The sequence below is a fragment of the Pseudomonas kitaguniensis genome (genome assembly GCF_009296165.1).
Classification (GTDB): Bacteria; Pseudomonadota; Gammaproteobacteria; order Pseudomonadales; family Pseudomonadaceae; genus Aquipseudomonas; species Aquipseudomonas kitaguniensis.
In genome coordinates this window covers 1-21,625 of the sequence record NZ_VUAZ01000125.1, presented here as the reverse complement: position 1 = coordinate 21,625, position 21,625 = coordinate 1, and the positions used below count along the sequence as shown (strand labels likewise).

General features: G+C 60.9%; 18 protein-coding genes and 2 pseudogenes. 5 read left to right on the top strand and 15 right to left on the bottom strand.

Features of this window, described 5'->3' with window-relative positions; translation table 11 throughout:
- Positions 1-120: 120 nt before the first annotated feature.
- The 11 genes and pseudogenes from F0169_RS20380 to F0169_RS20330 form a co-directional block, all read right to left on the bottom strand.
- On the bottom strand, positions 121-1,410 hold the full coding sequence (locus tag F0169_RS20380) for an adenylosuccinate synthase (protein ID WP_058411334.1): 1,290 nt from the start codon (positions 1,408-1,410) through the stop codon (positions 121-123).
- 54 nt (positions 1,411-1,464) lie between these two features.
- Positions 1,465-2,652, bottom strand: a complete 1,188-nt coding sequence (locus F0169_RS20375) for an ATP phosphoribosyltransferase regulatory subunit (RefSeq protein WP_058411335.1) — start codon at positions 2,650-2,652, stop codon at positions 1,465-1,467.
- 303 nt (positions 2,653-2,955) lie between these two features.
- On the bottom strand, positions 2,956-3,822 hold the full coding sequence (gene hflC, locus F0169_RS20370) for a protease modulator HflC (RefSeq protein ID WP_058411336.1): 867 nt from the start codon (positions 3,820-3,822) through the stop codon (positions 2,956-2,958).
- A complete protein-coding gene (hflK, locus tag F0169_RS20365; RefSeq protein ID WP_099236902.1) occupies positions 3,822-4,997 on the bottom strand; it encodes an FtsH protease activity modulator HflK in 1,176 nt (391 codons plus the stop codon). The genes hflC and hflK overlap by 1 nt, the downstream gene beginning before the upstream one ends.
- A gap of 95 nt (positions 4,998-5,092) precedes the next feature.
- On the bottom strand, positions 5,093-6,394 hold the full coding sequence (hflX, locus tag F0169_RS20360; RefSeq protein WP_058411338.1) for a ribosome rescue GTPase HflX: 1,302 nt from the start codon (positions 6,392-6,394) through the stop codon (positions 5,093-5,095).
- Positions 6,395-6,406: 12 nt separating this feature from the next.
- Positions 6,407-6,666 (bottom strand): annotated as a pseudogene (gene hfq / locus F0169_RS20355) (RNA chaperone Hfq).
- 93 nt (positions 6,667-6,759) lie between these two features.
- Positions 6,760-7,731 (bottom strand): tRNA (adenosine(37)-N6)-dimethylallyltransferase MiaA, encoded by a 972-nt coding sequence (gene miaA, locus F0169_RS20350; RefSeq protein WP_058411340.1) that lies wholly within the window; start codon positions 7,729-7,731, stop codon positions 6,760-6,762.
- Positions 7,731-9,650 (bottom strand): DNA mismatch repair endonuclease MutL, encoded by a 1,920-nt coding sequence (mutL, locus tag F0169_RS20345; protein WP_152747465.1) that lies wholly within the window; start codon positions 9,648-9,650, stop codon positions 7,731-7,733. Before mutL ends, miaA begins: the two co-directional genes overlap by 1 nt.
- The gene (locus F0169_RS20340) at positions 9,650-11,071 is read right to left on the bottom strand and encodes an N-acetylmuramoyl-L-alanine amidase (RefSeq protein WP_058411342.1); all 1,422 of its coding nucleotides are present in this window, start codon (positions 11,069-11,071) and stop codon (positions 9,650-9,652) included. Before F0169_RS20340 ends, mutL begins: the two co-directional genes overlap by 1 nt.
- A 15-nt stretch (positions 11,072-11,086) precedes the next feature.
- Entirely contained in the window at positions 11,087-11,557 is a 471-nt protein-coding gene (gene tsaE / locus F0169_RS20335; RefSeq protein WP_172979495.1) for a tRNA (adenosine(37)-N6)-threonylcarbamoyltransferase complex ATPase subunit type 1 TsaE, read from the bottom strand.
- The gene (locus F0169_RS20330; protein ID WP_152747464.1) at positions 11,545-12,405 is read right to left on the bottom strand and encodes an NAD(P)H-hydrate dehydratase; all 861 of its coding nucleotides are present in this window, start codon (positions 12,403-12,405) and stop codon (positions 11,545-11,547) included. The genes tsaE and F0169_RS20330 overlap by 13 nt, the downstream gene beginning before the upstream one ends.
- 63 nt (positions 12,406-12,468) lie before the next feature.
- On the opposite strand from F0169_RS20330, the gene queG reads away from it, so the two are divergent.
- The gene (queG, locus tag F0169_RS20325; RefSeq protein ID WP_058411345.1) at positions 12,469-13,533 is read left to right on the top strand and encodes a tRNA epoxyqueuosine(34) reductase QueG; all 1,065 of its coding nucleotides are present in this window, start codon (positions 12,469-12,471) and stop codon (positions 13,531-13,533) included.
- Here queG and F0169_RS20320 read toward each other — a convergent pair.
- Together F0169_RS20320 and orn are read right to left on the bottom strand one after the other, a co-directional pair.
- A complete protein-coding gene (locus tag F0169_RS20320) occupies positions 13,530-14,147 on the bottom strand; it encodes a TRIC cation channel family protein (protein WP_172979496.1) in 618 nt (205 codons plus the stop codon). The two genes, queG and F0169_RS20320, sit on opposite strands and share 4 nt — an antisense overlap.
- Positions 14,148-14,316: 169 nt before the next feature.
- Positions 14,317-14,859, bottom strand: coding sequence for an oligoribonuclease (gene orn, locus F0169_RS20315; protein WP_058411347.1), 543 nt, complete (start codon positions 14,857-14,859; stop codon positions 14,317-14,319).
- Positions 14,860-14,967: 108 nt separating this feature from the next.
- On the opposite strand from orn, the gene rsgA reads away from it, so the two are divergent.
- Positions 14,968-15,999, top strand: a complete 1,032-nt coding sequence (gene rsgA, locus F0169_RS20310) for a small ribosomal subunit biogenesis GTPase RsgA (RefSeq protein WP_058411348.1) — start codon at positions 14,968-14,970, stop codon at positions 15,997-15,999.
- Between the two features lie 170 nt (positions 16,000-16,169).
- Here rsgA and motB read toward each other — a convergent pair whose 3' ends face one another.
- Positions 16,170-17,189 carry a flagellar motor protein MotB gene (gene motB / locus F0169_RS20305; protein ID WP_152747462.1) on the bottom strand — a complete coding sequence of 340 codons (1,020 nt, stop codon included), beginning with the start codon at positions 17,187-17,189 and terminating at the stop codon, positions 16,170-16,172.
- Positions 17,190-17,192: 3 nt separating this feature from the next.
- Positions 17,193-18,043: pseudogene (gene motA / locus F0169_RS20300) on the bottom strand (flagellar motor stator protein MotA).
- 166 nt (positions 18,044-18,209) lie between these two features.
- On the opposite strand from motA, the gene F0169_RS20295 reads away from it, so the two are divergent.
- Genes F0169_RS20295 through asd form a run of 3 tightly spaced genes read left to right on the top strand, consistent with a single transcriptional unit; the run spans position 18,210 to position 21,488 of the window.
- Positions 18,210-19,745, top strand: coding sequence for an HDOD domain-containing protein (locus F0169_RS20295; protein ID WP_152747461.1), 1,536 nt, complete (start codon positions 18,210-18,212; stop codon positions 19,743-19,745).
- 57 nt (positions 19,746-19,802) lie between these two features.
- Positions 19,803-20,618: a rhodanese-like domain-containing protein gene (locus tag F0169_RS20290; RefSeq protein ID WP_152747460.1), complete on the top strand. Its 816-nt coding sequence runs from the start codon at positions 19,803-19,805 to the stop codon at positions 20,616-20,618.
- Between the two features lie 9 nt (positions 20,619-20,627).
- Entirely contained in the window at positions 20,628-21,488 is an 861-nt protein-coding gene (gene asd, locus F0169_RS20285) for an archaetidylserine decarboxylase (RefSeq protein WP_122251195.1), read from the top strand.
- Positions 21,489-21,625 lie beyond the last annotated feature (137 nt).

Below are 21,625 nucleotides of genomic sequence, written 5' to 3'. Positions count from 1 at the left end.
GGTGCCATTAATTTGATAGCACCGCGAAAGAGATAACCACAGCAAGGGTCGTGCCGTTTAAACCGCGCAAACGACAAAGGGCTCCCGAAGGAGCCCTTTGCTTTTTACATCAACAGCTTGTTAGCCAAACGGGTGACGCAGAACGATGGTCTCGTTGCGGTCCGGGCCAGTCGAAATAATGTCGATCGGTGCACCAATCAGCGCCTCAACACGCTTGATGTAAGCGCGGGCGTTGGCCGGCAGCTCTTCCAGGGTTTTCGCGCCCACGGTCGACTCGGTCCAGCCCGGTACTTCTTCGTACACCGGCTGCAGACCCAGATAGCTGTCTGCATCAGTCGGCGCTACGTCGTTACCCTCTGCGTCTTTGTAGCCGACACAGATATTGATGGCTTCCAGGCCGTCGAGTACATCCAGCTTGGTCAGGCAGATGCCCGAGATGCTGTTCACATCGATAGCGCGACGCAGGATAACCGCATCGAACCAGCCGCAACGACGTGCACGGCCGGTGGTGGCGCCGAACTCGTGACCTTGTTTGGCAAGGTGCGCACCGACGTCGTCGAACAGCTCAGTCGGGAACGGACCCGAACCCACACGCGTGGTGTAAGCCTTGGTGATGCCCAGGATGTAATCCAGGAACATCGGGCCAACACCGGAGCCGGTAGCCACGCCGCCAGCGGTGGTGTTAGAGCTGGTCACGTACGGGTAGGTGCCGTGGTCGATGTCGAGCAACGAACCCTGGGCGCCTTCGAACATGATGTCTTTGCCGGCGCGACGCAGGTCGTGCAGCTCGGCAGTCACGTCCAGCATCAGCGGCTTGAGCAGCTCGGCGTATTCTTTGCACTCGGCCAGGGTCTTGTCGTAGTCGATGGCCGGCTCTTTGTAGTAACCCACCAGCATGAAGTTGTGGTAATCCACCAGTTCACGCAGTTTGTCGGCAAAGCGCGGCATGTTGAGCAGGTCGCCAACACGCAGGCCACGGCGTGCAACCTTGTCTTCATAGGCCGGGCCGATGCCGCGACCGGTCGTACCGATCTTCAGCTCGCCACGCGCTTTTTCACGGGCCTGGTCCAGCGCCACGTGATAGGACAGGATCAGCGGGCAAGACGGGCTGATACGCAGGCGCTCGCGCACCGGTACGCCTTTCTCTTCCAGCTTGGTGATCTCACGCAGCAGGGCGTCCGGTGCAACCACCACGCCGTTGCCGATCAGGCACTGCACGCCTTCGCGCAGTACGCCCGACGGGATCAGGTGCAAAACGGTTTTTTCGCCATCGATGACCAGCGTGTGGCCAGCGTTGTGGCCACCTTGGTAGCGCACTACGGCGGCAGCATGTTCGGTCAGCAGATCAACGATCTTGCCTTTGCCCTCATCACCCCATTGGGTGCCCAGGACTACGACATTCTTACCCATAACACTTGTCCTCATTCGCGCAAACTTGGTGCCGGCGATGGCCGGCAGGAAAACTCAAGAAGCCAGTGGCGATACTTGCCAAAGCCCGTTCTGCAGAATCAATTGCCGGTCGCAGTCCGCTTCACGGGCGGCGCCCAATGGCTGTCCAGGCAAGGCCTGAACAACACGCTGACCCTCACTGCGCAACTGGCAAACCTGCTGCCAGAGTGCTGCGTCCGTACTGTCGGGCATCCAGATGCCACCAGACGGCAGCTCGACCTCAGCACGCCCCAGGGTCACCAGGGTTTTCAAATCGGTAGAAAAGCCAGTCGCCGGCCGCGCACGACCAAAGTCGGCGCCGATGTCGTCGTAACGACCGCCCTGCGCAATGGCCTGGCCAACACCCGGCACAAACACGGCGAACACCACACCGGTGTGGTAGTGATAGCCGCGCAGCTCGCCCAGGTCAAAATACAGCGGCAACTGCGGGAAGCGCGCCGACAACCGCTCGGCAATCGCCAGCACGTCGTCCAGCGCCGCCAACACGGGCGCCGGTGCGTTGGCCAGGCGCTCACGCGCAGCCACCAGCACTTCACGACCGCCACACAGGTCAACCAGTGCGCGCAGCATGCCGGCGAGGTCAGCCGGCACCCCCTCGGTGAGCGCGATCACTTCATCGATAGCCTTGCGTTGCAGGGCATCGAACAAGTGTTGTTCCACTTCACCGGACAACCCGGCGGCACGCGCCAGGCCACGGTAAATACCGACGTGGCCGAGGTCCATGTGTACATCCGGCACGTCGGCCAGTTGCAGCATGGCCAGCATCAGGCTGATCACTTCAACGTCGCTGCTCGGGCTGGCATCACCGTACAGCTCGGCGCCCAACTGGATCGGGCTACGGGAAGACGACAAGGCACGCGGCTGAGCATGCAGCACACTACCGGCGTAGCACAGGCGGCTCGGGCCTTCGCGGCGCAGGGTGTGCGCATCGATGCGCGCCACTTGCGGCGTGATGTCGGCACGAAAACCCATTTGCCGGCCCGATTGCGGGTCGATGACCTTGAAGGTGCGCAGATCCAGGTCCTGGCCTGCGCCGGTCAGCAGCGATTCCAGGTACTCGATATGCGGGGTCACGACAAACTCGTAACCCCAGCTCTGGAACAGATCCAACACCTGCCGACGCGCTACTTCAATGCGCGCCGCTTCCGGTGGCAGTACTTCTTCGATGCCATCTGGCAGCAGCCAGCGGTCTACCGTTGCCATTACGCCATTCCCCTATGATCCGGGCAGCCAACCCTCGGCCGAGCCCTGAGTGAAGCAGAAAATACCCGGCCCCCGCATAAACAACGCGCAAGAACGACGTGACGAATGGCCTGCTTGCGGCCTCGTCGGGCACTTTCCTCGAAAAAACTGTGGCGTCTGCTCAGCCCACAACAATCAAACATGCAGACGCAAAAAAGCCGGGAATTTCCCGGCTGCCGCATCATACACCCGTTTTCTGAAAGGATCACCCCGCCAGACGTTTTAGCCGCCAGGCGGGAGTGAGCCTACAGAATCACTGGGCTTTTACTTGGACTTTTCCAGGTAGCGGAAGAAATCGCTGCTCGGGTCCAGCACCATGACGTCGGTTTTGTTCGCAAAGCTTTCACGGTAAGCACGCAGGCTGCGGTAGAACGCGTAGAACTCCTGGTCCTGGCCATAAGCCTTGGAGTAGATCGACGCGGCCTGAGCATCACCATCACCGCGGGCCTCTTCAGACTCGCGATAAGCTTCGGCCAGCAGTACACGGCGCTGACGATCGGCATCCGCACGGATGCCTTCAGCCAGTTCGTTACCTTTGGCGCGATGCTCACGGGCTTCACGCTCACGCTCGGTGCTCATACGTTCGAACACGCTGCGGTTAACTTCCTTGGGCAGGTCGATGGCCTTGACCCGGACATCGACAACTTCGATACCCAGTTCTTTTTCGGCCATGCCGTTCAACGAACGCGTGATGTCAGCCATCAACGCATCACGTTCACCCGAGACCACCTCGTGCAGGGTGCGCTTACCAAACTGGTCACGCAGGCCCGATTCCAGACGGCGCGACAAACGCTCGTCGGCAATTTGCTTGAGGCCGGATGTCGCAGTGTAGAAACGCTCGGCATCCTTGACGCGCCACTTGGCGTAGGCATCAACCATTACGGCTTTCTTTTCCAGGGTCAGGAAGCGCTGTGTCGGTGCATCCAGGGTCATCAGGCGGCCGTCAAACTTGCGCACCTGGTTCACGTAGGGGACTTTCACATGCAAGCCAGGCTGGACATCCGCCTGCACCACACGACCGAATTGCAGCAACACCGCGCGCTCGGTTTGAGACACGATGTAGAAGCAGTTCCAGGCAGCGATGACCACGACAACCCCTACAATCAGGGCGGTCAGCGATTTATTGTTCATCAACGACTCTCCCTGGTACGTGTTTGCTGTTGCAGCAAGTCAGCGGCCGCACGGGCGCTGGCTTCATTGGCAGCAGCGGTCGAACCGTTGGACGGTGCGCTGGTGCTGCTACGACCGCCTTCGATCATCTTGTCCAGCGGCAGGTACAGCAGGTTGTTCTGCCCACCTTTGCTGCCGGTCACGAGCACCTTGCTGGTGTTGCTGAAAACTTCCTGCATGGTGTCGAGGTACAGACGCTCACGCGTGACTTCCGGGGCCTTGCGGTATTCGGCAACCAGTTTGGTGAAGCGGTCCGCTTCACCCTTGGCGCGCGAAACCACTTCGTCGCGGTAACCGTTGGCATCTTCAAGAATGCGCTGGGCCTGACCACGGGCTTCCGGCACCACGCCGTTGGCGTAGGTTTCAGCCTGGTTGCGCGAGCGCTGCTCGTCTTCACGGGCGCGAATCACGTCATCAAAGGCTTCCTGCACTTCGCGCGGTGCCGCTGCGCTCTGTACGTTCACCTGGGTGACGGTGATACCGGTGCGATAGGTGTCGAGGAACCGTTGCAGGCGCTCCTTGATCTCGCTGGCCATCAATTCACGGCCTTCGGTCAGCACCTGGTCCATGGCGGTGGAACCCACCACATGGCGCAGGGCGCTTTCGGTTGCGTGTTGCAGGCTGATTTCCGGCTGGTCAACGTTCAGCACGAAGTCCTGCAGGTTGGTGATCTTGTACTGCACGGTCAGCGGCACTTCGACGATGTTCTCGTCTTCGGTCAGCATCTGGCCCTGCTTGGTGTAGGCACGCTCACGCGTGACGTTCTCCATGTACTTTTTGTCGATCGGCGGGAAATAGATGTTCAGGCCCGGGCCGACGGTCTCGTAGTACTTGCCGAAGCGCAGCACCACGGCTTGCTCCTGCTCGTCGACCACGTAGACGGCGCTGTACAGCCACACGGCCGCGAGCACGACAAGGCCCAAGCCCAGCAGGCCATAGCCGCCGCCCTTGCTGGTGCGACCACCGTCGTCACCACCGCGTTTTTTACCGCCACCGAACAACCCATTCAGGCTTTCCTGCAGCTTTCGGAAGGCCTCGTCGAGATCTGGTGGCCCCTTGCGGTCGCCATTATTGCGGCGTTTACCACCCCAAGGATCCTGATTATTCGAGTTGCCACCCGGCTCATTCCAAGCCATAGCGCTCTCCATCTGATAAAGCAAAGACGCACCCACGGCGCGCGACCAATGCTACAGAATGCCTGCTACTGCGGCACAACCGCTTTCGGAGGCTTTTATTGCAAAGTGTGTTGTTCGATAAACTCCGTCGGCACCTCGCCTTCACGGCTAACCAGCCGATTCAGCTCTGCGCGCGGCAATCGAACGGCCAGCAAGCTGACACCTTCTTCGTCGTGTTCTTCTTTCTGTACCGCGCCCAGCTCGAAAAACTGTGCACGCAGTCGAGCAAAACGCTGAGGCAAGCGCAAGGTGCCGACAAACAAATCGCCCCCGAGCAACTCGGCAATCGCTTGCTGGAGCAAATCCAGGCCAGCACCATCGCGCGCCGACACCCAAACCCGCTGGGGCTTGCCATCTTCGTCGCGCTGAATTTGCGGCTCAACGCCCTCAAGCAAATCGAGTTTGTTATAGACCTCAAGGATCGGCAAGTCCTGGGCGCCAATCTCGCCCAGCACCACCATTACCTGTTCGATCTGCAACATGCGATCCGGCTCAGCCGCATCGATCACGTGCAGCAGCAGGTCGGAGTTGCTCGACTCTTCGAGCGTAGACCTGAATGCCTCGACCAGCTTGTGCGGCAAGTGACGAATGAACCCCACGGTGTCGGCCAACACGATCGGCCCCAAGTCATCCAGTTCGAGACGGCGCAAGGTCGGGTCGAGGGTGGCGAAGAGTTGGTCGGCCGCGTAAACGTCGGATTGGGTCACGTTGTTGAACAGTGTCGATTTGCCGGCGTTGGTATAGCCCACCAGGGAAACCGTAGGAATATCGGCACGCATACGCCCGCGTCGCGATTGCTCGCGCTGGCTGCGTACTTTTTCGAGGCGGCCCTTGATCTGTCGCAGGCGAACCCGCAGCAAGCGCCGGTCGGTTTCCAACTGGGTTTCACCCGGGCCACGCATGCCGATACCACCACCTTGACGCTCAAGGTGAGTCCAGCCACGCACCAGCCGCGTGCTCATGTGGTCAAGCTGGGCCAGTTCAACCTGGAGCTTGCCTTCATGGGTACGGGCGCGTTGGGCGAAAATATCGAGAATCAGACCCGTGCGGTCGATCACGCGGCACTCGAACACTCGTTCGAGGTTACGTTCCTGACTGGGCGTGAGGATGTGATTGAAGATCACCAGATCGGCCTTTTCGGCATGCACCAGGTCGCGCAGTTCCTCGACCTTGCCGCTGCCAATCAGGAATTTGGCGGTTGGCCGATGACGCGGTACGTTAAAAAACGCAACGGTCTCGGCGCCGGCCGAATTTGCCAACTCCTGAAACTCCTGCGGATCTTCGCGCGCCTCAGGGTCCTGTCCATCCAAGTGAACGAGGATTACTCGCTCACCACCACCGTGGCGCTCAAAGAACAAAGGAGACTCCTATCAGGCGTTACTTGGCTCAGCGTCAGCTTGCTCGCCATCCGCTGCGCTAGGCAGACGAATTGGACGAACAGGAACGACTGTCGAGATAGCGTGCTTGTAAACCATCTGGCTGACGGTGTTTTTCAGCAGAATCACGAATTGGTCGAACGACTCGATCGTGCCTTGCAGCTTGATACCGTTGACCAGATAGATGGAAACCCCAACTTCTCTTTACGTAAAGTATTCAAGTAAGGGTCTTGTAGCGAATGCCCTTTTGACATGTGCCGCACTCCTTTAAGGATCAATAATAAAATTCGGAAAATAGATAGCTTATGGCCGCCACACCCCCAAGGATAGACGGCAATTGCAAGGACTCAGCTCAATATGGAGACCGTGCCCAAGTATTTCAAGGCGCGTGACAGATTGTCGCTGTCCAGGCTGTCCAACCAGTGCAAATCGCTCCAGCTGCGCAACCAGGTGAACTGGCGTTTCGCCAATTGGCGCGTGGCAATGATGCCGCGCTCCTGCATGTCGGTTGACGTCAGCTTGCCATCCAGATGATCCCAGACTTGGCGGTAGCCTACAGCACGTATCGAAGGCAACCCTGAATGCAGGTCACCTCTGGAACGCAGTGCTACGACCTCGTCCACGAACCCCTGTTCCAACATAATTGTGAATCTTTGTGCAATTCGTTCATGCAGCACCTGGCGATTTGCCGGAGCGATGGCCAGATTCGCCACAGTATAGGGTAATTGTGACTGACCAGAAGCGCCTGCTTCAGCACTTTGCGCAGTTTGTTTCAGCCGATGTTCAGTCATGGTCTGCCCGCTGACCCGCCAGACTTCCAGCGCACGCGTAAGGCGCTGGGGGTCATTGGGGTGAATGCGCGCAGCGGAAACCGGGTCTACCACCGCCAACTGGTCGTGCAGGGCTTGCCAGCCAAGGCGTGCAGCCTCGTCCTCAAGCTCGGCACGCACGCAAGCATCGGCGGGTGGCATATCGGCCAGCCCCTCCTGCAAAGCCTTGTAATAGAGCATTGTGCCGCCGACCAGCAGCGGAATATTACCGCGCGCGGTGATCTCGGCCATCGCGGCCAACGCGTCGCTACGAAAATCGGCAGCCGAGTAGCTTTGCGACGGGTCGATGATGTCGATCAACCTGTGCGGGTACTCGGCCAGCAGCGCTTTTGACGGCTTGGCCGTGCCAATGTCCATGTCCCGGTAAACCAGGGCAGAGTCGACGCTGATCAGCTCACACGGCAGCACCTTGCTCAGCTCGATGGCGAGGTCGGTCTTGCCGGCAGCCGTGGGGCCCATCAGGAAAATTGCGGGGGGCAAGGCGCTCATCAACGGCCGCGCAAGAACAGTTTGTCCAGATCGTCCAGGCCCATTTGGGTCCACGTCGGCCGGCCATGGTTGCATTGCCCGCTGCGCTCGGTGTTTTCCATGTCGCGCAGCAGGCCGTTCATTTCCGGCAAGGCCAGGCGGCGGTTGGCGCGAATGGCGCCGTGGCAGGCCATGGTGCCGAGCAGTTCGTTGATGTGTGCCTGAATGCGGTCACTGGTGCCGTACTCCATCAGGTCTGCCAGCACGTCGGCGACCAGCCGGTTGGCTTCGGCCTGCTTGAGCAGCGCGGGAATCTGGCGGATCGCCAGGGTTTCCGGGCCGAGTCGTTGTAATTCAAAGCCGAGCTTCTGGAACACGCTGTGGTGTTCTTCGGCGCAATCGGCCTCACGCTGGCTAACGGCCAGGGACTCCGGCACCAGCAGCGGCTGGCCGCTGAGGCCTTCGCTGGCCATGGCGATCTTCAGGCGCTCGTACATGATCCGTTCGTGGGCGGCGTGCATGTCCACCAACACCAGGCCATGGGCGTTTTCCGCGAGGATATAGATACCCTTGAGCTGCGCCAGCGCATAACCCAGCGGCGGTATATCCCCGCCGCCTTCAGGCAAAGCAACCGCGCCAGCGCCTGACTCGGCGCCCGGCAACGGTGCAAAAAATTCGCGATAGGCCGCTTGGGCCTCAGCCACCGGCACCGCCGACTGCGGGCGCGGTGTGTATTGGTACTGATAGCCCGCACCGGAACCCGAGCCAGGCGCCGTGTACGCAGGCTGAGGCTGCTGCGATTGCAGCAAGTTGGCCGCCAGGCTCATTTCGCCTTGAGGCCCGAACTCGCCGGCCTCCGGCCCCGTCGGGCGCACCACTGCGGTCACGATAGGCGCAGACAACTGGTCATCCGGGCGCACATCGCCCAAAGCGCGGTGCAGGGTGCCATAGAGGAAGTCGTGCACCATGCGCCCGTCACGGAAACGCACTTCGTGCTTGGTCGGGTGCACGTTGACGTCGACCACCGACGGGTCAACCTCAAAGAACAGCACAAACGTCGGGTGCCGCCCGTTGAACAGCACATCCCGATACGCTTGGCGCACCGCGTGGGCGACCAGCTTGTCGCGTACCGCGCGGCCATTCACAAAGAAATATTGCAGGTCCGCCTGGCTACGCGAGAAGGTCGGCAAGCCCACCCAACCCCACAGGTGCAGGCCATTGCGCTCGATTTCAATCGGCAGCGCCTGCTCCAGAAACCCCGCGCCGCAGATCGCCGACACACGCCGCGCGCGGGCCGCATCGTCATGGGCCTCGTGCAGGCTGAGGATGGTTTTACCGTTGTGGCGCAAGTGGAACGCCACGTCAAAACGCGCCAGGGCCAGACGTTTGATGACTTCTTGCAGGTGATCGAATTCGGTTTTTTCGGCCTTGAGGAATTTGCGCCGCGCCGGGGTGTTGAAGAACAGGTCGCGCACCTCAACCGAGGTGCCCACCGGGTGCGCCGCCGGCTGGACGCGTGGCGCCATATCGCGGCCTTCGGTTTCAACCTGCCAGGCCTGCTCGGCGTCACGCGTACGTGAGGTCAATGTCAGGCGGGCCACGGAGCTGATCGAGGCCAGCGCCTCACCGCGAAAGCCCAGGCTCATGACCCGTTCCAGGTCTTCGAGGTCGCGAATTTTGCTGGTAGCGTGACGCGCGAGGGCCAGCGGAAGGTCATCGGAAGAGATGCCACTGCCGTCATCGCGTACCCGCAGCAGCTTGACGCCGCCCTGCTCCACGTCGACATCGATGCGCTTGGCGCCGGAGTCGATACTGTTTTCCAGCAGTTCCTTGATCACCGATGCAGGGCGCTCAACCACCTCACCCGCAGCAATCTGGTTCGCCAGGCGCGGGCTGAGCAGTTCGATGCGCGAGCCGCTGTTGAGGACTGATTCACTCATTACTGCGCCGCCAGTTCTGTGCCGGGGATGGTCAGCACCTGACCCACTTTCAACTCGTCGGTTTTCAGGTTATTGGCATTGCGCAAGGTGGCCGGCGACACCTGGAAACGCACGGCCAGCATGGCCAAGGTATCGCCTGGCTGCACGCGATGATCACGCGGCCCCTGAACAATTTTCCCGGAGTCGCGCAGCCAGGCGATATAGCTGCCCGGCGGCGGGTTTTGCTGGAAGAACTGCCGAATACCCGCGCTGATCGAGCGCGCCAGGGCCTGTTGATGGCTGGCGCTGGCAAGCTTCGAGGCTTCGTTGGAATTGGAGATAAACCCGGTTTCCACCAGGATCGACGGGATGTCCGGCGACTTCAGCACCATGAACCCGGCCTGCTCCACACGTTGTTTGTGCAAGGACGTGACCCGACCGATGTTGCTCAGCACCTTCTGGCCGACGTTCAGGCTGGAAGTCAACGAAGCGGTCATCGACAGATCGAGCAGTACGCCTGCGAGCATTTTGTCTTTGTCATCAAGGGACACGTTGCCGGTGCCGCCGATCAAGTCGGAACGGTTTTCACTGTCGGCCAGCCAACGTGCCGTCTCCGAGGTGGCGCCACGGTCTGACAGGGCGAACACCGAGGCGCCAAACGCGGCGGCCGAAGGTGCTGCGTCGGCGTGGATCGACACAAACAGGTCGGCGCCCTTCTTGCGCGCGATTTCGGTACGGCCGCGCAGCGGAATGAAGTAGTCGCCGGTACGCGTCAGCTCGGCGCGATAGCCCTTCATGCCATTGACCTGACGCTGAAGTTCACGGGCGATGGCCAATACCACGTCTTTTTCATGCTGGCCGCGCGAACCGGATGCGCCAGGGTCTTCACCACCGTGGCCAGCGTCGATCACCACAATAACGTCGCGCTTGCCCGCAGGCGCAGGCGGCGGCGGTGGCAATTTGACTTGCGGCTGCGACGGGTTGACCGGCACCGCCGGTACGGTCGCAACGGCTGGCGTTGGCGCAGGCGGCGGCGCGGCATCGGCGGCGTTGTCGAACAAGTCGACCACCAGCCGGTTACCGTATTGGGCGTTCGGCGCCAACACAAAACTTTTCGGGGTTACGGCCTTTTTCAGGTCGATAACCACGCGCAGGTCGGTCGGCGTACGCTGGGCCGAGCGCATCGAGGTAATCGGCGTATTCGCGGTGGACACTTTCAGCGGCGCGCCCAAGGTCGCGCCGTTGATGTCGATCACCAGGCGATCCGGCGCCGTGAGGGTAAAGACGCTGTGCTGGACCGGGCCAGACAGGTCAAACACCAGTCGCGTGTTATCCGGCGCTCGCCACAGGCGAACACTTTTCACCTGTGAAGCAGCCAGAGCATTGAAAGTCATTGCCGCAAGCAATACCCCTACGACAGCAACCATCGCGCGAAAGCGCATACCTAACCCCACCAATTATTTAAATTCCAATGCCAAAGCGGCGCACCACGACTGCCCGCGCGCGCTTTGGGGCAACAACTTCAGCTGACGTCCGTGAGCATGCGGCGTAATGGTAATGGTCAGGTCCGGCTTTGGCAAAAAGCCTGTGCCTTTATCTGGCCATTCGATCAGGCACAACACATCTTCGTCGAAGTAATCACGAATGCCCATGTACTCCAACTCTTCCGGGTCTACCAGGCGATAAAGGTCAAAGTGGAAGGCGCGCACCGCACCTATCTCGTAGGGTTCGACCAGAGTGAACGTCGGGCTTTTTACCGCGCCCGTGTGGCCCAACCCGCGAATAATGCCGCGCGACAGCGTGGTTTTGCCCGCGCCCAAGTCACCTTCAAGAAAGATCAGGCCCGCGCCGCCCGTCACTTGGGCGATACGATGACCGAACGCGACCATGGCGTCTTCATCGGGCAAAAAAAGGCTTACTTCAGACACGGCGACTGTTCCTCGAGCAATTGACGAATGGCAGGTATCAGGTCGCTGGCGGCCAGGCCGCGACCGAAGGTGCCCTGGCGATCCCCCGCCGTCGCGTGCAACCACACCGCCAGGCAGCTGGCGTCATAAGCCGGCATGCCCTGCGCCAACAGCGCGCCGACCAAACCGGCCAACACATCACCCAGCCCAGCAGTGGCCATCGCCGGATGGCCTTGGTCACACCGCGAAACAGACCCGAGTGGGCTGGCAATCAAACTGCCAGCACCCTTGAGAATAGCCACTGCGTTGAATTTGTGGCTCAACGCGCGCGCGGCTTTCAAGCGATCGGCCTGAACCTCGGCCGTAGTGATGCCAAGCAAGCGCGCCGCCTCGCCAGGGTGCGGCGTGATCACCGAGTTGGCTGGCAGGGTGAAACTGCCCGTCGCCAACTGGTTCAAGGCGTCTGCGTCCCACACTTGCGGCAGTTTGGCATTCGCGGCGACGGACAACAGGCTTTTGCCCCACGCAGCAGCCCCGAGGCCGGGGCCGATCACGATGACCGAGATTTTTTCGAGCAGGCCCATCACCTGGTTGGCTGAGCTGATACCCACACTCATGACTTCCGGCAAGCGCGTCAGCGCGGCCGGCACATGCTCCGGGCGGGTCGCCAGCGAGACCATGCCCGCGCCACTGCGCAGGGCGCTTTCTGCACTGAGCAGCGCAGCGCCGCCCACGCCACGGTCGCCGCCAATGACCAGCAAGTGGCCGAACTGGCCTTTATGGGCGTCTGGGGAACGTGCAGCCAGTTGCGGCAAATGGCCGTGCAACAGCGGCTGAACGTCGGATATTGCGTGTTTTGTCTGCGGCATGCGTCTTCAAGCTCCGATGTCTGGCAGAATTATACCTATCTAACCTGCGGTTTCCCTTGTCTCATGCCTGCCATTACCCACGATCTGCCCGCCCTCGCCCAATCGATCAAAGACTGGGGCCGCGAGCTGGGCTTTCAACAAGTCGGCATCAGCGGCCTGGACCTGGCTGAGCATGAACAACACCTGCAACGCTGGCTCGACGCGGGCTACCACGGCGAGATGGAATACATGGGCGCGCATGGCAGCAAACGCTCGCACCCCGATGAACTGGTGCCCGGCACGTTGCGCGTGGTCTCGCTGCGCATGGATTATCTGCCAGGCGACACCCAAATGGCGCAACTGCTGGCAAAGCCAGAAAAAGCCTACGTGTCGCGCTACGCCTTGGGCCGCGATTACCACAAGCTGATCCGCAAGCGCGTGCAACAACTGGCCGAGCGCATTCAGGCGCAGATCGGGCCGTTTGGCTTTCGCGCGTTTGTCGACAGCGCGCCGGTGCTGGAAAAAGCCATCGCCGAACAAGCAGGCCTTGGCTGGATCGGTAAAAACACCCTGGTGCTCAATCGCAAAGCCGGCAGTTATTTTTTCCTCAGCGAGCTGTTTGTTGATTTACCGCTGCCGGTAGACCCACCTCACACCACCGAACATTGCGGCCGCTGCACCGCGTGCCTGGACATCTGCCCCACCAATGCCTTCGTCGGCCCTTACGTGCTGGACGCCCGACGCTGCATTTCCTACCTGACCATCGAACTCAAGACTGCAATACCTGAGGACTTGCGCCCGCTGATCGGCAACCGCGTGTTCGGCTGCGATGACTGTCAGATCGTTTGCCCGTGGAATCGTTTCGCGCGCGCAACCACAGAGAGTGATTTCAAGCCACGGCATAACCTGGACAACGCCGAACTGGCCGAATTATTTATGTGGGACGAAGAAAAGTTTCTCGGCAATACCGAAGGCTCGCCGCTGCGCCGCGCCGGGTATGAACGCTGGCTGCGCAATTTGGCAGTGGGCCTGGGCAATGCGCCGTCAAGCATTCCGGTACTGGAAGCCCTGAAAGCGCGCCGCGAATACCCATCGGAGCTGGTGCGCGAACACGTGGAGTGGGCGCTGCGCCAACACGCTGCGCGCTAGTGCACGTCGTCGTTGTAAACGAACTTGGGCATTTCCCAGTGAAACCGGATCGCCAGCAGGCGCAGTAGAAAACCGCTGAACAGCGTCAGCAGAATCGATTGCTCGCTCGGCAGCTCCAGGTAAAGGCAGAGCATGTAGAACCACGCGGCGAGGAACGAGACGCTGGCGTACAGCTCGCGGCGGAAGATCAGCGGAATGTCGTTACAGAATATATCGCGCAAAATGCCGCCAAATACGCCAGTGATCACCCCGCTGACCACCGCCACCAGCATGCTGTGGCCCATTTCCAGGGCAGTCATGCAGCCGATCAGGGTGAAGGCGACCAAACCCACAGCATCCAACGCCAGAAACAGCGAACGCAGATGGCGCATCAGCGGCGCGATAAAAATCGTCACGAGTGCGGCGATAGAGGTCAGCACCAGGTATTCCGGATGTTTCACCCACGTCAGCGGGTAGTGCCCGAGCAGTACATCGCGCACCGAGCCGCCACCCAACGCCGTCACGCAGGCGATCAACACCACACCAAACCAATCCATGCCGCGCCGCCCGGCAGACAGCGCACCGGTCATGGCTTCGGCGGTGATGGCGATGAGGTAGAGCATCAGCAGCATGATGGCGATCCTTGCGATTAGGCCGGCAGTCTAATCATTTGCTGATGGCACCAAAAGGGCGCGTTTGGCGAAAGACCGCGTCGCCCGCATCGCGAGCAAGCCCGCTCCCACACTTTAGATGTGTGAACACGTTGGGCGTGCTCGCGATGGCGCCGGGCCAGGCGCCACAGATTCAAGCCTTGATGAAGTGCTTGCGGTAATGCTGCAGCTCGGCGATGGATTCGCGAATATCGTCCAGCGCCAGGTGCGTGCTGCCTTTATGGAAGCTGTCTTTGACTTCCGGCGCCCAGCGCGCGGCCAGCTCTTTAAGCGTCGACACGTCGAGGTTGCGGTAGTGGAAGTAACTTTCCAGCGCTTTCATGTGGGTATAGAGGAAGCGGCGGTCCTGGCAGATGCTGTTGCCGCAGATCGGCGACTTGCCCTTGGGCACCCACTGTTCCAGAAAGGCGATGGTTTGGGCTTCGGCTTCAGCCATGCTCACGCGGCTGTCGCGCACGCGCTGGGTCAGGCCGGAGTTGCCGTGGGTGCGGGTGTTCCACTCGTCCATGGTGGCGAGCACGGCGTCACTGTGGTGAATGGCGATCACCGGGCCTTCAGCCAAGGTGTTGAGGTTGCTGTCGGTGACAATCGTGGCCATCTCGATGATGACATCGGTGTCGGGGTTCAGACCGGTCATTTCCAGATCGATCCAAATCAGGTTCTGTGGGTTTTGCATGGCTTGATTCTCTTGGCACCTTGGCTTAGCTGCGCAGTTTAGCAGGCAGGGGCGTGCTAGACTCGCGACCGTTTTACCTAACCTTTGCATTATCGACACGGAACACCAATGGCCAAACGCCAGCTCAATCGTCGCCAAAACTGGCGCATCGAAAAGATTCAAGGTGAACGCGCCGCGCGCGCCGCCAAACGTGAATCCTCCGCCGTAGAAGCGCTCGAGGGCGGCGACCTCGGCCCTGAACAAACCGGCCTGGTAATCGCGCACTTTGGTGTGCAGGTCGAAGTCGAGGCGCTGGAAGGCGAACTGGCAGGCTCGGTCTCGCGTTGCCACTTGCGCGCCAACCTGCCTGCGCTGGTCACCGGCGACAAAGTGGTGTGGCGTGCCGGCAACCAGGGTATCGGCGTGATCGTCGCCCAGTTGCCGCGCACCACCGAACTGCGCCGCCCCGACAGCCGTGGCCAGCTCAAGCCGGTGGCGGCCAACGTCGACATGATCGTGATCGTGTTCGCGCCGCTACCCGAGCCGCATGCCAACCTGATCGACCGCTACCTGGTCGCAGCCGAGCACGCCGGCATTCGCCCGCTGTTGCTGCTGAACAAATATGACCTGATCGACGAACAGAACGCCCCGGCGCTGAATGCGTTGCTGGCGGTGTATCGCACGTTGGGTTACCCGGTGCTGGAAGTGTCGGCGCATCACGGCAATGGCATGGAACAACTGCAACAGCAGTTGGACGGTCGCATCAGCGTGTTTGTCGGCCAGTCGGGCGTGGGCAAGTCATCGCTGGTCAACAGCCTGCTGCCGGAAGTCGACACCCGTGTGGGCCCGCTGTCGGAGCTGTCCGGCCAGGGCACCCACACCACCACCACCGCGCGGTTGTTCCACTTCCCAGGCGGCGGTGAACTGATCGACTCCCCGGGCATTCGTGAATTCGGCCTCGGCCATGTCAGCCGCAGCGATGTGGAAGCGGGCTTTATCGAGTTCAACGACCTGATCGGCACTTGCCGCTTCCGCGACTGCAAACACGACCGCGAGCCGGGTTGTGCGCTGCTCAAGGCGCTGGAAGATGGCCGTGTGCAGCAACAGCGCATGAACAGCTATCGCTCGATTATTGCGAGCTTGCCTGAGAGCAGTTACTAGAGCGATCGGGTCGGTAGGTTAGGGCTGTGTGGCTGTGCCATTTTTTGGGGCCGCTTCGCAGCCAAACGCGAGCAAGCCCGCTCGCCACAGAGCCCGCTCGCCGCAGGTGCGGTGCTTGCCCCTACGCTGAATAAAAAGGCCGCGATGATCGCGGCCTTTTTGCAGGTGGCTTACGGCTTCGGCGCGGGCGCCGTGGGGTCTTTCACGCCGCCATCATCAAACAGGTTCAGCTTCTGCCGCAGCTCGTGGGCTGGCAGCGGCTCTTGGCCAGGCGGGATGGCGTTCGGGTCGACTGGCACTTCGCCTGGCGAACCACTGCCTTGAGGCGCAGGCGGGGCCGAGCTTTGATCGCCTTCGATCGCACGTTGGGCCTTTTTGGTCAGCACCACAATATCAATGCGACGGTTGATCGGGTTGAACGGCTCTTTGGGATCAAACAGCTGCGAAGAAGCAAAACCGACCACGCGCGCTACTTGCGGGTCTGGATAGCTACCCGCTACCAGCGCACGCCGGGCGGCGTTGGCGCGGTTGGCCGAAAGCTCCCAGTTACCGAAGTCGCCCTGGCCGGCATACGGCTTGGCGTCGGTGTGGCCGCTGATGCTGATTTTATTGGGCACCGCTTTGATGGTGTCGGCCATGGCCAGCAGGATGTCTTCAAAGTACGGCTTCAGGCGCGCGCTGCCGGAGTCGAACATCGGCCGGTTAGCGGCGTCGGTGATCTGAATGCGCAAGCCTTCCGGGGTGATTTCGAAGGAAATCTGGTCCTTGAACTTCAGCAACTGCGGATTTTCTTCAACCTTGGTCTGCAATTCCTTCAGCAGCAACTCCAGGCGTTCCTGCTCGACTTGCTCGGCCATGGCCTCGACGGTGTCGCGCTCGACCGGGATTTTCTCCTGAGGCGAGTCGGTCTTGACCTCCGGGTTGATGGTGCGCTCAGGCGCCAACTGCGGCGAGCCGCCCAAGTCGATCACAAAGGGCGTGCCGCTTTCCGAGAAGCCAATCGGGTCTTTGAAGTAACCGGCGATGGCGATCTTTTGTTCAGGCGTGGCGGTAGACATCAGCCACAGCACCAGGAAGAACGCCATCATTGCCGTGGCAAAGTCGGCGAAGGCGATTTTCCAGGCACCGCCATGGTGCCCCGCAGCGAAGCGCTTGACGCGCTTGATGATTATCGGCTGGTTGTTTTCCATGGTTTAGCGACCGCGAACCGCTTGTTCCAGTTCGGCAAAGCTTGGGCGATGCTTGGGGTACAAAACCTTGCGACCAAATTCTACCGCCAGCGACGGCGGCACGCCGGACGCAGAGGCGACCAGGCTGGCTTTGATCGACTCATACAGGTTGATTTCTTCCTTGGCGTCGTGCGCCAGGGACGTGGCCAATGGGCCGAAGAAGCCATAGGCCGCGAGAATACCGAAGAACGTACCCACCAGGGCCGCGCCCACGTGCATGCCGATTGCGGCCTGATCGCCCTCCCCCAAAGAGGCCATGGTGACCACGATACCGAGTACCGCCGCAACAATACCGAAACCCGGCATGCCGTCGGCAACACCGGTCACCGCATGCGAGGGATGCTCCAACTCTTCCTTCAAGCTGAACAACTCCATGTCGAACAGGCCTTCCAGCTCGTGCGGGGCCATGTTGCCGGACGACATGATGCGCAGGTAGTCACAGATGTAGGCGGTCATGCGCTCATCTTTGAGCACTGCCGGGTACTTGGTGAAAATCGGGCTGGCAGCGGCGTCTTCGATGTCGCCTTCAATGGCCATCATGCCTTCGCGGCGGCTTTTGTTGAGGATCTCGTAGACCAGGCTCAACACCTCCAGATAGAAGGTGTGGGAGAAGCGCGAGCCGAACATGCTCAGCGACTTCTTGATCACGTGCATGGTCATGTAGCCGGGGTTGGCCTGCAAGAATGCGCCAAACGCGCACCGCCGATAATCAGCACCTCGAAAGGCTGGATCAGCGCTGCAATTTTACCGTGGGACAGAACATAGCCACCAAGCACACTTGCGATGACGACGATGATGCCGATAATTTTAGCCATAGGGGATGAGTACTTGCGCCGTCGGGTTCATGGACATATTTGGAAGAACTGAAAACTCTTGTTCTACTTATCGGCAAAACTGCGCCAGACTATAGCCCGTTAAGGCGAAAAGCCAGTTCGGCCCATAACGGGCGTGTTGACCGCAAGTGATGATCGCGCCCCAATCATGGCTATTGAAACGACAGTCCCAACTGCAAAACCCACCACACTCGCCGCTTGGATCAAGCGCCTGGACGACGTGCTGTTGCCCGTTCCCCAAGCCAGCCACGAGCGCGTGTGCAAAGCCATTCGCGATAGCCGCAGCTCGTTACGCGACATCGCCGAGCTGATGCAAAACAGCCCGGCGCTGGTGCTCAGCGTGATGCGCGAGGCCAACAGCCACACCCACGGCAGCTTGGCAGACCCTGCGGAAAACCTCGAAGTGGCGCTCAACCGGCTTGGCCTCAAACGCGCCGAGGAATTATTGGCGCGCCTGCCGTCGGTGCCGGAAAAAGACATCCCCGTGGCCTTGCGCCAGCTGCTGCTAATAAGCCAGCACGCCTCCCAGCAAGCCAGCGGTTTGTTCGCCAGCCGCCTGGCGCGTTTGTGGCAAGACATTCATTGGGGCAGCCTGCTGTTTTTGTCACCGCTGTGGCCGATGGCTGTCGCCTACCCCAAGCTCCTGGAAGAATGGGAACTGCGGGTCATCCATAAAGGCGAGTCAGCGCGCAAGGTCGAGCTGGAGTTGTTCGGCGTGCGCCTGCTGGACCTGTGCATCGGCCTGACCGAAAGCTGGCACCTGCCGATTTGGGTCTCCCAAGGCTACAACCTGCTGCTGAGCGAGCAGCGCTTGCTGGTCAAGGCGCTGCACATTGCCCGTGCAGATGACGCGCTGCGCCACCAACAGTTGCTCGACGCCGAACCCAACCTGCGCCGCTGGCTGAACCAGCCGGCGAATACCGTGCTGCTGGCCAACGGCTTGGCAATGTCGGCGCAAGAATCCTGGACCTGCCCGCACACCGAGCGCTGGCAATACCTCACCGCGCTGTACCTGCAACAGCCGTTGAGTGAAGTGCAGCAACAGGTTCACCAGCAAGCGGTGACCAGCGCGCGCACCACGCTGATGCCTGACCTTTGGCACCCGGCGTTGTCGCTGATCTGGCCGTGGCATGTGCAGAAGGTGCATCGCGGCCTGTTGCCGGCAGCCCCGCCGACTGCCGAAGCTCTCGCCGTGTGGCGCAAACGCTGCACCGAGTTGCTGGTGGAGCCGAGCCGCTTTGCCAACGCGATGCATCTGACGACGTGCGCCAAAGAAGCCTTGGTCGCCAGTGGCATGCAGCGGGTGTTGCTGTTCATGGCGGACCGCGCCTTGAGCACCTTGCGTGTGCATCAAGCGGATGGCTTGCCCAAGGCCGCCGCCAACTTGAGCCTGGACGTGGTCAACAGCACGCTGTTGCAGCGTTTACTCGAAAAGCCCGCGCAAGTGCGCCTGAACCCCGACAACCATGCACAGTTCTCGGCGCTGTTGCCGCCAACCCTGCGCCGCCTGTTCACCGGCGAACACCTGCTGCTGCGCTCGTTGAGCTGTAACGGCCGCGTGGTGATGCTGATGGTGGCCGACCAGGGCGGTGGGCCGTTCTCGGAAACCACTGTGCAAGCCTTCGGCAAAACCGCCCAATGCATCGAAAAAGCCCTGCACTGCTTTACCAACCGCAGCGCCTGATGCTTGCGTTACAATCGCCGCTCTTAATCGCCAACCTTTGTGCCCAGGAGACCTCACATGCCTGACTTCTCTGGCTTGCCGCTGGTGATCGAACCCAGCGACCTGCTCGGCCGCCTTGATGCCGAACACCTGATTCTGGTGGACCTCACGAGTACTGCCCGCTACGCCGAAGGGCACATCCCCGGCGCGCATTTCGTTGACCCCAAGCGCACCCAATTGGGCCAGCCGCCAGCACCCGGCCTGCTGCCCAACAAGGCTGATCTTGAAAAACTCTTCGGCGAGCTGGGCCACACGCCCGACGCCACCTACGTGGTGTACGACGACGAGGGCGGCGGCTGGGCCGGGCGTTTTATCTGGTTGCTCGACGTGATCGGCCACCAGAAATACCACTACCTCGACGGCGGCCTGCTGGCGTGGAGCGACGAAAAACACCCGCTGTCCAGCGCAGTACCGGCTGGCGCCTCTGGCCCGGTCATCCTCACGCTGCACGACGGCCCCACAGCCACCCGCGAATACCTGCAAAGCCGACTGGGCGCTGCCGACCTGGGCATTTGGGACGCACGCGGCCCGCTGGAATATTCCGGTGAAAAGGTGCTCGCGGCCAAGGGCGGCCACATCCCCGGCGCGGTCAACTTCGAATGGACCGCCAGCATGGACAAGGCGCGCAGCCTGCGCATCCGCCGCGACATGCCGCAGATCCTCGAAGGCCTCGGGCTGACCAAAGACAAAGAAATCATCACTCACTGCCAGACTCACCACCGCTCTGGCTTCACCTACCTGGTGGCCAAGGCGCTCGGTTATCCGCGAGTCAAAGGTTATGCCGGTTCCTGGGGCGAATGGGGCAACCACCCCGACACCCCCGTTGAGATTTAAGGACACTTAATGAAAAAGCAGTTGTTTATCCTCAGCCAATACTTGCTGCCGCACCACTTGCTGTCGCGCCTGGCCGGCTGCATTGCCGAGTGCCGCGTAAGCTGGTTCAAAAACGCCTTCACCCAGTGGTTCGCCAAGCGCTACCAAGTGGACATGTCCCAGGCCCTGGTGGAAGACGTGACCGCTTACGAGCACTTCAACGCCTTCTTCACCCGCGCCTTGAAAGACGGCGCGCGCCCCCTGGACCAAACCCCGGGCGCGGTACTTAGCCCAGCCGATGGCGCGGTCAGCCAGCTTGGCCCGATCGAGCATGGCCGTGTGTTCCAGGCCAAAGGCCACAGCTTCAGCGTGCTGGAACTGCTGGGCGGCGATGCGGCGGTGGCTGCGCCGTTCATGGGCGGCGATTTCGCCACCATCTACTTGTCGCCCAAAGACTATCACCGTGTGCACATGCCACTGGCCGGGACCCTGCGTGAGATGGTTTACGTACCGGGCCGAATTTTTTCGGTGAACCAGACCACCGCCGAAAACGTGCCGGAGCTGTTTGCACGTAACGAGCGCGTTGTCTGCCTGTTCGACACCGAACGCGGCCCGATGGCGGTGGTGTTGGTGGGTGCGATGATCGTCGCGTCGATTGAAACCGTATGGGCTGGTTTGGTGACGCCGCCGAAGCGCGAGCTGAAAACCTTCCGCTATGACGAAGCTGCACGTGCGCCGATTCACCTGGAAAAAGGCGCGGAATTGGGTCGCTTCAAGCTGGGTTCGACCGCGATTGTGCTGTTCGGGCCAGGCCAGGTTACGTGGTCGCAAGCGCTGGTGGCAGGTACGCCGGTGCAGATGGGCCAGGGTATCGCTGCACCTAAAGCCTGACGCAAATCAACTGCGGGAGTGGGCTGGGGTTTTTGATTGTATATCCGGTATTTGGTTTGTGGCTTATATCGGTTTCGCGCTTACAGCGAGTCACTTTTGAAAGGCCCGGAAGCCGGCCCAATCCCCCAAGCAGAATG

What these genes read in the sequence shown, in the direction of transcription:
- asd (WP_122251195.1), top strand. Translation starts at nt 20,628, where the DNA reads ATGAAAAAGCAGTTGTTTATCCTCAGCCAATACTTGCTGCCGCACCAC.
- hflK (WP_099236902.1), bottom strand. Translation starts at nt 4,997, where the DNA reads ATGGCTTGGAATGAGCCGGGTGGCAACTCGAATAATCAGGATCCTTGG.
- motB (WP_152747462.1), bottom strand. Translation starts at nt 17,189, where the DNA reads ATGGAAAACAACCAGCCGATAATCATCAAGCGCGTCAAGCGCTTCGCT.
- queG (WP_058411345.1), top strand. Translation starts at nt 12,469, where the DNA reads ATGCCTGCCATTACCCACGATCTGCCCGCCCTCGCCCAATCGATCAAA.
- F0169_RS20295 (WP_152747461.1), top strand. Translation starts at nt 18,210, where the DNA reads ATGGCTATTGAAACGACAGTCCCAACTGCAAAACCCACCACACTCGCC.
- mutL (WP_152747465.1), bottom strand. Translation starts at nt 9,650, where the DNA reads ATGAGTGAATCAGTCCTCAACAGCGGCTCGCGCATCGAACTGCTCAGC.
- orn (WP_058411347.1), bottom strand. Translation starts at nt 14,859, where the DNA reads ATGCAAAACCCACAGAACCTGATTTGGATCGATCTGGAAATGACCGGT.
- hflC (WP_058411336.1), bottom strand. Translation starts at nt 3,822, where the DNA reads ATGAACAATAAATCGCTGACCGCCCTGATTGTAGGGGTTGTCGTGGTC.
- F0169_RS20290 (WP_152747460.1), top strand. Translation starts at nt 19,803, where the DNA reads ATGCCTGACTTCTCTGGCTTGCCGCTGGTGATCGAACCCAGCGACCTG.
- miaA (WP_058411340.1), bottom strand. Translation starts at nt 7,731, where the DNA reads ATGAGCGCCTTGCCCCCCGCAATTTTCCTGATGGGCCCCACGGCTGCC.
- F0169_RS20375 (WP_058411335.1), bottom strand. Translation starts at nt 2,652, where the DNA reads ATGGCAACGGTAGACCGCTGGCTGCTGCCAGATGGCATCGAAGAAGTA.
- F0169_RS20340 (WP_058411342.1), bottom strand. Translation starts at nt 11,071, where the DNA reads ATGCGCTTTCGCGCGATGGTTGCTGTCGTAGGGGTATTGCTTGCGGCA.
- rsgA (WP_058411348.1), top strand. Translation starts at nt 14,968, where the DNA reads ATGGCCAAACGCCAGCTCAATCGTCGCCAAAACTGGCGCATCGAAAAG.
- F0169_RS20330 (WP_152747464.1), bottom strand. Translation starts at nt 12,405, where the DNA reads ATGCCGCAGACAAAACACGCAATATCCGACGTTCAGCCGCTGTTGCAC.
- F0169_RS20380 (WP_058411334.1), bottom strand. Translation starts at nt 1,410, where the DNA reads ATGGGTAAGAATGTCGTAGTCCTGGGCACCCAATGGGGTGATGAGGGC.